The sequence below is a fragment of the Clostridium sp. LS genome (genome assembly GCF_002760435.1).
Lineage (GTDB): Bacteria > Bacillota > Clostridia > Clostridiales > Clostridiaceae > Clostridium.
Genome location: NZ_AUUU01000019.1, coordinates 1 through 11090, shown reverse-complemented (window position 1 = coordinate 11090; position 11090 = coordinate 1). Strand labels below are relative to the sequence as shown.

Below are 11090 nucleotides of genomic sequence, written 5' to 3'. Positions count from 1 at the left end.
AGAGCACCTGCCTTGCACGCAGGGGGTCAAGAGTTCGAATCTCTTTATCTCCACCACTAGGAACTATGAATTTTATAATTCATAGTTTTTTTATTATGGAAAGTTATATGTGACATAAATTTAAAATAAATTATAACAACAACCATTTTAGAGAAGTTAATATTGCCTTAAGCAAATTGAGAAAATGGTAGAAGTATCTCATAAAATGAATTAAAAATACTAACTATTAAAGTATACAATCAGACAAATATAATATATAATTTATATGTAAAATATATGAAGGAATGTTATTTTAATATAATTAAATAGTTGATATAAAAAGAAAAATTATAATTATGAGAGGGTAGGATTTATGGTACGAACTATTGTCTGTAAAAAAGATGGGTGTAGTGGAAATGAGTTTCATATAGTAACCGAGGATAATAGGCTAAAATTAACATGCAAAGATTGTGGAAGTACTTATTATTATGATGTTAGCTATTATGACTTTATGATGTTATCAAACTGTGAGGAATGTAATAATGATACATTTAAAGTATTTAATAATTTAGAAAAACAGGGCATATATGCAAAATGTACAAAGTGTGGTTCTCCGCCAGAAAAAGTATTTATAGATGATGAAGGTATACAGGTAACATATGAAGCGAAATTATTACAGGATATAAAGCAATTTATGTATCAAATTGATCAAAGGATTTGTAACCTTGAGATGAAGATTGATGGATTAGAAAAAGGGCAGGAATTGTTAGAAGAGTCACTAGCTTATATAAATAGATATATGTCAGAGTAAAGTTTTCTGGAAGTATAATCTAACATTTTAGGCTGTTTAAAATATAAATTGCATACAATTTTTCTTACTTAACGTAGAAAGTTATGCGTAAGATAAGATATAATAAATATAGAAAATAAAAATTGCTTATAAGAGGATGAAAATGAAGAACAAAAGGGAAATAGTTTATTGGATATTACTAATTGCTTGGATGGGTGTAATATTTATTATGTCTAATCAGCCAGCAAGTATATCAGATTCGGAAAGTGTTGGGGTAATAAAATTGCTTTCAAGCTTAGGTTTAGATATGAATGGAATTTTTGGGCAATTTGCTAATTTTATTGTTAGAAAGTGCGCTCATTTTTTAGAATATATGATTCTAGCGTTACTTGCCTTCAATGTATTTACTTTATATTACAATATGAAGCAAGTCATTATTTTTACAATAATTTTGGTCTTTATTTATGCTTGTACTGATGAAGTACATCAATTGTTTGTACCTGGAAGAGAAGGGGCAATTAGAGACGTGATTATTGATACGACAGGTGGTACTATCTTAATTATAATTAGGATATTAAGGCTTAATTTGGCTAAGTTATATGCAATGAAAAGAGAAAATTAATATAAGTATTTATTCTAATAATTTCTATTTGTCTATCGTAAGAATTATCCTGAAAATAAGAGCTATAATTAATATGTATTGCAAGCTTAGCAATATATATTAATTATAGCTCTTATTTTAGAATTTGGTGATAAGATATTTTATGCATTAGAAGTAGAGATAGGATTCTATAGTTCATTTCACTTTATAGCAGAAAGTATATATTTAAGTTATAGGATTTAATTGACACTTTACAGAAGAACAGTCTTCAGATTTTTTAACCTGAGCTTAATTAAAGCTGCTATCTTAAAGATAATATAAGTAAATGTAAGTAGCAACAACCAATCAAAAATAAAATTAAATAAAAATAATTGTTTGGCTGTATCAGCTTTGCCATTACCTACAAATGGCATTGGAAATTGCGCAACGCTAATCAATATGACAGTCCATAATAAAAACAATACATTTTTTATATAGAGGTTTGATTTATTTTTGAAGTATTCATAAAAGGAAAATATTATTACTGTAAGATAAAATAAAATTATAAAATATAAATTTTTAGGTAGTATATTTTCTCTAAGATATGACCAAAGTGTAAATCTATGTAATTCTCTAACAGGTGTTTGAGTATAACTTTGATAGCATTTGCCTAGAGAAGTACTAGTATAGAATACTTTACCTGCAGTATATTTCATACCATTAAATAACCTTATAGGGTGAGTTAAATAAAATATAGCAAGCTTCGAATTATTTATCTTATTATAAAACTCTTCATCAGTTATTTCACTTCCTGGAATATATTTTACATATTCACTTGAATCTAAATAAGCATGTTTTTTTGCCTCTACAGCCATATCTGGATTAAGCCCTAAGTCAATTAAATCCTGTTCAGGAGTTTTTGAACCATTTAAAACACCATAAAATACAGAGTTATATTGAGTATCTTTAGATAAATTATCACTATTTTCGCTAATGCGGATAGGGTATATGATAATTATGCAAATAAGTGCAAATGAAATAATTAAATTTATTGCATTTAAAGTATGTTTATTATTCCATATTATTTTTATTAGAAGAAAAATAATAAAAGGTAAGGCAGTAACTACTTGTAGCTTTGAACCTATAAATAAAAATGCTGTTAATAATATAAAAATTATTCTTAGCATTATATTCTTGTTGTTTTTTATTACATATTTATAATGAATATAATTAAGAACAGATGCAATAAAAAGTAATAATGCAGTTATCATCATTGGTTCGCCATATAGGCTGTTAAACCAAATAAGATAATTACCGTCAAAGAAAACAAATAAAATTAGAAGTGCAACTATTATTAATTTAATATTATTTTTTATATTTAAAGATTTTAATATTATTGCAAATGCAAGAATATATATAATACTGTAGACTGTTGCTAAATACTGAGTTTTAAAGATGCTTTGCCCAAGTAGTTTGCATATATCATTAATATAAATAATTAGATAACTTAAGCTGCATCTACTAAGAATCTTAATTGTATCATCAATTTTAGCAATTTTGTAGTCAGTTACAATATAGTCATAGAATCTAATAAATTTAGGGTTATTTATATCTGAATCCAATAGGGTTAGTCCTGAAGGTCCCATAACTCTATCAAAATCACCTTGATCAGCTACACCTACTTGAGGCTTAATAAATAAAACTCCAACAGTTATTAAAATTGCGAGTATAATAAATGAAATTCTAATATAACTTGCTGAATCTTTTTTTACTTTCATTAAGTTTTCCTCCATAGTATTGATTTAAATTTTGGGTTACTACAATATCATTATAGTACCCAACATATAAAAATATAATGTATTTTTTGTTAAGATTACAATAAAATTATAAAAATAGATAAATTATTCAAAGCAATAGAAGAAATGTGATAATTTTCAGAAAATTTAGAAAATAAGGAGGATTTGAAAAATAAAAATAGAATAATAATATCACAGAGCATTATGAATTGAAAGGCAGGTGAATGCCAGTTTCCGGATAATTCATGAAATTGGCAGAATTTATGAAGGATTATAGTATTAAAAATTTAAGAAATGTAGGATTAATGGGACATAATGGAACAGGCAAAACATCCTTAGCAGAAAGTATTTTGTATTATTCAAAAATAGTAGATAGGTTAGGGAAGATTGAGGAAGGTACTACCGTTTTAGATTTTGATCCTGAAGAAAAGAAGAGACAATTTTCTATTGCACTTTCAGTAGCTCCAATTGAATTAGAAAATATTAAAATAAACCTTATAGATATTCCAGGATATGCTGATTTTCAAGGTGAATGTATTGAAGGAATGAGAGCAGTAGATGTTGGTATGATAGTAGTTAGTGGAGTTTCAGGAATAAAAGCTGGAACTGAAAGAGCGTGGGAATATTGTAATAAGATTAAATTACCGAGAACATTTTTTATTAATAAATTAGATAGAGAAAATGCAAATTTTGATAAAGTATTAACTTCTCTAAAAGAGCAATTCGGAATAAGTGTAGTACCAATTCAATATCCAATTGGAGAAGAAGATAATTTCAAAGGAGTAATAAATATTATATCTAAACAAGCGAGGATATATGATATAAAGACAAAGAATATACAAATAATAGATATACCAGAAGAACTAATGGATGAGGTTGAGAGATGTAAAAAAATGATTATGGAAGCAGTTGCAGAAACAGACGAAGCTTTACTTGAAAAATATTTCAGTGAAGGTGAATTAAGTGATGAGGAAATATATGGGGGATTAATAAACGGTTGTGCTAATGGTGATATTGCACCTGTTATGTGTGGAAGCGCAACGAAAGTAATAGGAATGGACTCATTAATTGATGATATAGTTGAATGTTTTCCGTCACCGGAATATGCAATTCCTCAAAAGGCTATGGATATTGTTAAAAATGAAGAGGTTTTCATAAGTTTGGATCAGGATAAGCCTTTTTCTGCTTTGGTTTTTAAGACTATTGCAGATCCATTTGTAGGGAAAATATCTTTCTTCAGAGTTATAACTGGGGAAGCAAAGGACGATATGACTGTATTAAATGTTAATAAAGATAAGAACGAGAAACTCTCTCACATCTGCTTTATTAGGGGAAAGAATCAAATCCCGGCTAAGAAAATAATTGCAGGAGATATAGGGGCAATTTCTAAATTACAATATACTAATACAGGAGATACTTTAGCAAGTCCAGATTTCAAAATTAAATATGATAAGATGAATTTTCCTAAAACAGTTTGTTCAATGGCTGTAATCCCGCAGGCTAAAGGGGATGAAGAGAAAATATCTCAAGCACTAACTAAGCTAAAGGATGAAGATCCTGTTTTTGAAATAGATAGAGATTTAGAGAATGCAGAAATAATTATTTCAGGATTGGGAGAGACACATATTAATATAATTGCAAGTAAGATAAAGAATAAATTTGGTGTAGACGTAGTGCTAAATTTACCTAAGATACCTTATAAAGAAACTATAAAAGGTTTTTCAGATGTTCAAGGAAAGCACAAGAAACAATCTGGAGGACATGGACAATATGGGGATGTTGTCATAAAATTTGAACCTAGAAATGATGGAAAAGAAGAATTAGAGTTTGTTGATAATGTTGTTGGCGGTGTTGTTCCTAGAAATTTCATTCCAGCAGTTGAAAAAGGATTAAGGGAATGTATAGTTCATGGGGTTTTAGCTGGATGTCCGGTTATAGGGCTTAGAGCAACTCTTCATGATGGATCATATCATTCTGTAGATTCATCTGAAATGGCATTTAAAGTTGCTGCATCTATAGCCTATAAAAAGGGACTTGAGCAAGCTAGACCTATTTTATTAGAACCAATAATGAATCTAGAGGTTATATTGCCTAATGAATATATGGGCGATGTGATAGCAGATATAAATAAAAAGAGAGGTAGAGTAATAGGAATGGAGCCAGAAGGAAGCAAGCAAAAGGTTATAGCAGAGGTTCCTCTAGCAGAAATTAGAAAGTATGCTACAGAGTTACGGTCATTAACTCAAGGTAGAGGTATATTTTCAAAAGAATTTGTTAGATATGAAGAAGTTCCAGAGACAGAAGTATCAAAAGCCATAGAAAGTATAAATGAAACAAGAAAATAAAGAATAATTATAATAATGTAAGTAAAAAAATATATTTTATATAATAATTTTTGAATTTAATTTAATAAATGGCAGTTGCACTTAATATGATAATCATGTATTGTGGTACAAGCAAGTGCAATCTGCTGTTTATTATTTTATTAATTAAATAAATTATGTAAAGTTTGCATTAAATCGGCAAGGATAAAATTTCTTACACTAATACATACTATTTTAGTATAGGCATATAATTTATTTGTACATTGCATTGATTGAGGAGGATGGGTTAATGTCAGATTATAGTATGGACATTAGTGGAAATATTGAGCTGAGTGATTATAGTAATATATTTGACTACTTAAATATAATAGATAAAGATGATAATTTTGTAATTAGAATTGATAAAAATAATAAAAATGATATTAATATAATAAATACAATGCTTAAAGATAATCAATTTGTTATTAGTTATGCAGAGTATGATGATTTTGGTAACTATTACATATGCGCAAATAAAGACTCTTCAAAAAATAATATTTAAAATACAGGTTTAAATAATGTGACATAGTATAGTATAATATTAATTATAGTAAATTGTTTTTAATTGGGATATTAATAAAATAAAGGAGAGTTATATTATGCAAAAATATGTTGTAGGAGTAGATTTAGGAGGCACTAAGATAAGCACGGCGCTATCTAATTTAAATGGAGAGGTAATAAGCCAAACAACAGTGCCAACTAATGCAAATGAGGGAGAAATTCCTGTATTAAATAGAATTATAGAATCTATAGAAAAAGTAATTAAAGATGGATCAGCTACTTATGAAGAAATAAAAGGAATTGGTATCGGTTCCCCAGGTCCTCTAGATGCTGAAAAAGGAACAATAATATATACACCAAATCTTCCATTTAAAAATTTCAACTTAGTTGAACCAATAAATAAAAAATTTGAAGTTCCAGTATTTTTAGATAATGATGCAAACGTTGCAGCAATTGGAGAATATATGTTTGGAGCAGGGAAAGGTGCTAAGAATGTAGTATTTTTCACAGTAAGTACTGGAGTAGGCGGCGGAGCTGTTTTAAATGGCAAAGTATATAGAGGGCATACTTCAAATGCATTAGAAATAGGACATATGACAGTAGCACCAGATGGCCCAAGATGCAACTGTGGAAACATTGGATGCGTAGAAGCAACATCATCAGGAACTGCAATTGCTAAAAGAGGACAAGAAGCGTTAGCTAGTAAAGTTGAAACTTCATTAAGAAAATATGATACTATTACTTCATATGAAGTATTCACTGAAGCAGCAGCTGGAGATCCAGTTTGTGTAGATATAATTAATAATGCAATGAATTATTTAGGAATAGCTGTTGCTAATGCAGTATCTATTTTTGATCCTGAAATAATAATAATCGGAGGAGGAGTATCAAAGGCTGGAGATATAGTTTTCGATACAGTAAGAAAAGTTGTTAATAAGAGATGTTTTAAATCTATGGCAGAATCAGTTAAAATTGTTCCAGCAGGATTAGGTACAGATGCTGGTGTAGTAGGTGCAGTGGCATTAGCATTACTGGAAACTGAAGGTAAATAATAATTATATAATTATATAAATAATTTATTATATAATTACTATAAATGTGAATAACTGTGAGAGATTAATCATACCTTATTACTAAGGGAGATTTTCGCAATGAATTTTTTCTTCTCATACATATTATCATGTTTGTTTTAGGCAAACACTTATTAAGAATTTTATTTTATAAGTTAAGGTATTTGCTTAAAATGGACCGAGATGAAAAAATTTTTTATATAAGCTATCTCTAGATATATTTAAATTTAGAGATAGCATATTATAAAAGAAAATATTTTTCAATGAAACCTATTCAATATTTAATTGAATAGGTTTTACTCTTATATCTTATTTCAGAGAGACAAAAGAAATCGTTGTAAGAATTAGTAATTTAGTAGTATAATTTTTAATTAAGAAAGTTCTTGATTGGATTTATAAATTAAATATAAGCAAAGAAGGTAATGGTATGAAAGCAGAAATTATAGCAATAGGAACAGAAATTTTGCTAGGGGATATAGTTAATTCGAATGCTCAATACTTAGCTCAAGAATTAGCAGCTCTTGGCATAGATATGTATTATCAACAAGTTGTAGGAGATAATGAAAAAAGAATTATGCATTCCTTTGATGAAGCATATAGCAGAAGTGATATCATTATAACTACAGGTGGATTAGGGCCAACAGATGATGATCTTACAAAAGAAATTGCAGCTAAGTATTTTAATAAGGAATTACTTCCAGATGAATATTCAATTGAAAAGATAAAAAGTTATTTTAAATTTAGAGATAGAAAGATGACACAAAATAATTTAAAGCAAGGTTTGATTCCTGAGGGAGCTATTATTATAAACAACAATAATGGTACTGCACCAGGTGTTATTATTGAAGAAAGTAACAAAATATTGATTATTTTACCGGGTCCACCAAAAGAAATGAAGCCTATGTTTGAAGAAACAGTTAAGCCTTATCTTCAAAAAAAAGCTGATTCAATATTAGTTTCAAAGATGATTAAAATACTAGGTATTGGGGAAAGCGCGGTTGCAGAGGAACTTAAAGATTTAATGGATGCACAGACTAATCCAACTATTGCGCCTTATGCTAAAGAAGTCGGTGTAATGTTGCGTGTAACAGCAAAAGCTGAAAATAAAAATGAAGCTATAAAATTAATAGAGCCAATAGAAAGAGAGATTAAGAATAGATTAGGGGATAATGTTTATGCGACCGAAAATGTTGAAATAGAAGAGGTTGTAGCTAAACTTTTAATTGAAAAAAATCTTACAATATCTACCGCTGAATCTTGTACTGGAGGAATGATAGCAAGTTCCCTTATTAATTATCCTGGAATATCTGAAGTATTCTTAGAGGGTGCAGTAACGTATTCCAATGAAGCAAAGCATAATAGATTAGGGGTTAGTAATGAGACTTTAAATAAATATGGTGCTGTAAGTGAAGAAACTGCGAAAGAAATGGCAATAGGAATTGCCAAAACAGCCAAAACCGATGTGAGCATTGTTACAACTGGAATTGCAGGACCAGAAGGTGGGACTGAAGAAAAGCCTGTTGGATTAGTTTATATAGGAGTTTATGTTCAAGGTGAAGTAACTGTTCAAAGATGCATTTTTAAAGGGAATAGAAATAAAGTAAGACTTCAAGCCACAATAACTGGGATGGATATGCTTAGAAGAATTTTAATTAAGAAGGATATTTAAGGTATATGAAATAAAATAATAGGCCGAAGATGCCATTCTAGTTTTCTCTAAGAAGTGGAACAGGCAAGCATACAGGTCTATTATTTTTTACATTGTGCCTAAAATAAAAATACCATAATATATGCTAATTTTAATAACATATATTATGGATTTACAAATTGTATATAAATAAAAATGGGGGAGAGGCGATTAAATATTGAAGTTAAATACTTCATTATTATTTATTTCCAAATACAATTTATTTATACATTATTTAGATTAAAATTTTTATTTTTTATAAAATTATTAATTTAGAGAACTATTGATAAAATTAAAATTTGGTTAATTGGGTATGGAACTACAGAAGTTTTTAGACTAATTTATGTGTTTTTTTAATCTTCAGTAGAATTTGACATAAGTTCTAAGGCATTACTCAGAACTTTTCCAAAGGAATCATTAATAACTAAGTCAGCTTTAGAATCAGCAGAAGTAGAGCTTTTGTTTATAAGCACAAGATTTTTACCTCTAAAATAATTGATAAGTCCAGCAGCAGGATAAACTATCAGTGAGGTCCCACCTATAATAAGAGTATCAGCTTTGGAAATTGCATCTATGGAACCTCTAATTACTTTATCATCTAAACCTTCTTCATAAAGTACTACATCTGGTTTAACTGCACCGCCACACTCAGTACAAGTAGGAACATCATTAGATTCTAAAATAAATTTTGCATCATAAAATGCATGGCATTTAACACAATAATTTCTATGAACAGAGCCGTGGAGTTCAAAAACATTCTTGCTTCCAGCCATCTGATGAAGTCCGTCGATGTTCTGTGTTACTATGGCCTTTAACTTTCCCATTTTTTCAAGTTTTGCTAATGATAAATGACCGTTATTTGGTTTAGCTTCTGGATATATAAGCTTTGATTTATAAAATTTAAAAAACTCTTCTGGATATTTAATATAGAAAGAATGTGATACTAATTGTTCAGGAGTAAACGTAATGTTTAGTTTTTCATTAAATAACCCATTTGAACTTCTGAAATCTGGAATATTAGATTCGGTACTGATTCCAGCACCACCAAAGAAAACTATATTATCACTTTCTTCAAGAATTTTAGCTAATTTGTTAATACTCATATAAACATCACCTCAATATATTTTATTTAGAAATTTGTTATTGATAATTATACTTATTTTTGAGCCTTCATAAAGACTATAGTAGTCCTTTCAGTTATAATTCTCGTTGATTTCCTATTAATTTTAAGCAATCTCCGGTATAAATTACTTTATCTAAATCATTAAAATTCTATAACTAGTTAACTTTATTATTGCACAATTAATGAAAAAAATAAAATAAATATATTTTTAATAAATAAATTGATAAAACACGGATTTGATGATAAAATGGTAAAAATAATAAAAAGTTTAATGAAAAAATTTAATACAATTAAAGTTTAAAAATGAAAAGAATTTATCAAAAAAATGATATTTAACTTCATACTGTAGTTTTGTTTAGTTTTTAAGTATTTTTTGCATTGTGAAGTAGAATATAAATATTTAATTTTATGAAAGTGGGGAAATCAAATGATTAATTTAAAACATCATATTTTTGTTTGTGCAAGCTGTAGAGTTAATGGAATGCAAAAAGGATTGTGCTACAGCAAAGATTCAGTAAAAGTAGTACAAAAATTTATGGAAGAAGTTGAAGATAGGGACTTAATAAATGAAGTAATGGTTACTAATACCGGCTGTTTTGGTGTATGTAGCAAAGGTCCTATTGTAGTTGTCTATCCGGAAGGAACTTGGTATGGAAATGTTAGCGTTGATGATGTCGAAAGAATAATGGACGAACATATTGAAGGCGGAAAAGTAATAGAGGAATTAGTAATTTAAGAAATTAATTTCCATGTACATAAACTATAAGTGATTTACTACTTACTTTTTACATGGGTGACAAATTTAATTCTATAAAGGAGATGTTTACGCATCTCTTTTTTCGGTTAATTAATTGTCTCTTATTTATATATTAGATATATAGTTGTAGTTAAAAAATGATATAGATATAAATAATGTAAAATAGGCAATATATAGGATAAATTATATATTATTTTATTCTTATATAAATTAATGAAAAAGTTTTTGAAAATATGTTGACATAATATCAATATCTAGATATAATACTACTTGTATCTGGTGATGACGGCGTAGAGGTAACACTCCTTCCCATTCCGAACAGGAAAGTTAAGGTCTACAGCGCTGATGGTACTGCATGGGAGACTGTGTGGAAGAGTAAGACGTTGCCAGGTAAGATGGCTCGATAGCTCAGTCGGTAGAGCAGAGGACTGAAAATCCTCGTGT

The 11090-nt window shown here is 28.6% G+C and carries 9 protein-coding genes and 1 rRNA gene; 8 read left to right on the top strand and 2 right to left on the bottom strand.

Going from position 1 to position 11090, the window contains the following annotated elements:
- The first annotated feature begins 352 nt into the window (after window positions 1-352).
- Together COL3_RS05105 and COL3_RS05100 are read left to right on the top strand one after the other, a co-directional pair.
- Complete coding sequence (locus tag COL3_RS05105; RefSeq protein WP_008429491.1) at window positions 353-790, top strand: hypothetical protein; 438 nt, start codon at window positions 353-355, stop codon at window positions 788-790.
- A gap of 142 nt (window positions 791-932) precedes the next feature.
- On the top strand, window positions 933-1391 hold the full coding sequence (locus COL3_RS05100; RefSeq protein WP_008429489.1) for a VanZ family protein: 459 nt from the start codon (window positions 933-935) through the stop codon (window positions 1389-1391).
- Window positions 1392-1621: 230 nt separating this feature from the next.
- On the opposite strand, the gene COL3_RS05095 is transcribed toward COL3_RS05100, so the two are convergent.
- A complete protein-coding gene (locus COL3_RS05095) occupies window positions 1622-3127 on the bottom strand; it encodes a hypothetical protein (RefSeq protein ID WP_008429486.1) in 1506 nt (501 codons plus the stop codon).
- 281 nt (window positions 3128-3408) lie between these two features.
- Between COL3_RS05095 and fusA the strand changes: the two genes are divergently transcribed.
- The 4 genes from fusA (at window position 3409) to COL3_RS05075 (ending at window position 8748) form a co-directional block, all read left to right on the top strand.
- Window positions 3409-5490, top strand: a complete 2082-nt coding sequence (gene fusA, locus COL3_RS05090) for an elongation factor G (protein ID WP_035284561.1) — start codon at window positions 3409-3411, stop codon at window positions 5488-5490.
- 268 nt (window positions 5491-5758) lie between these two features.
- Complete coding sequence (locus COL3_RS05085) at window positions 5759-6010, top strand: hypothetical protein (RefSeq protein WP_008429483.1); 252 nt, start codon at window positions 5759-5761, stop codon at window positions 6008-6010.
- 97 nt (window positions 6011-6107) lie between these two features.
- Complete coding sequence (locus tag COL3_RS05080) at window positions 6108-7061, top strand: ROK family protein (RefSeq protein WP_008429481.1); 954 nt, start codon at window positions 6108-6110, stop codon at window positions 7059-7061.
- Window positions 7062-7506: 445 nt separating this feature from the next.
- Window positions 7507-8748: a competence/damage-inducible protein A gene (locus COL3_RS05075; protein ID WP_008429478.1), complete on the top strand. Its 1242-nt coding sequence runs from the start codon at window positions 7507-7509 to the stop codon at window positions 8746-8748.
- Between the two features lie 371 nt (window positions 8749-9119).
- Here COL3_RS05075 and COL3_RS05070 read toward each other — a convergent pair whose 3' ends face one another.
- Complete coding sequence (locus COL3_RS05070) at window positions 9120-9869, bottom strand: NAD-dependent protein deacylase (protein ID WP_008429475.1); 750 nt, start codon at window positions 9867-9869, stop codon at window positions 9120-9122.
- A gap of 447 nt (window positions 9870-10316) precedes the next feature.
- On the opposite strand from COL3_RS05070, the gene COL3_RS05065 reads away from it, so the two are divergent.
- On the top strand, window positions 10317-10625 hold the full coding sequence (locus COL3_RS05065; protein ID WP_008429473.1) for a 2Fe-2S ferredoxin: 309 nt from the start codon (window positions 10317-10319) through the stop codon (window positions 10623-10625).
- A gap of 296 nt (window positions 10626-10921) precedes the next feature.
- A 5S ribosomal RNA gene (gene rrf / locus COL3_RS05060) occupies window positions 10922-11038 on the top strand.
- Window positions 11039-11090: the final 52 nt, after the last annotated feature.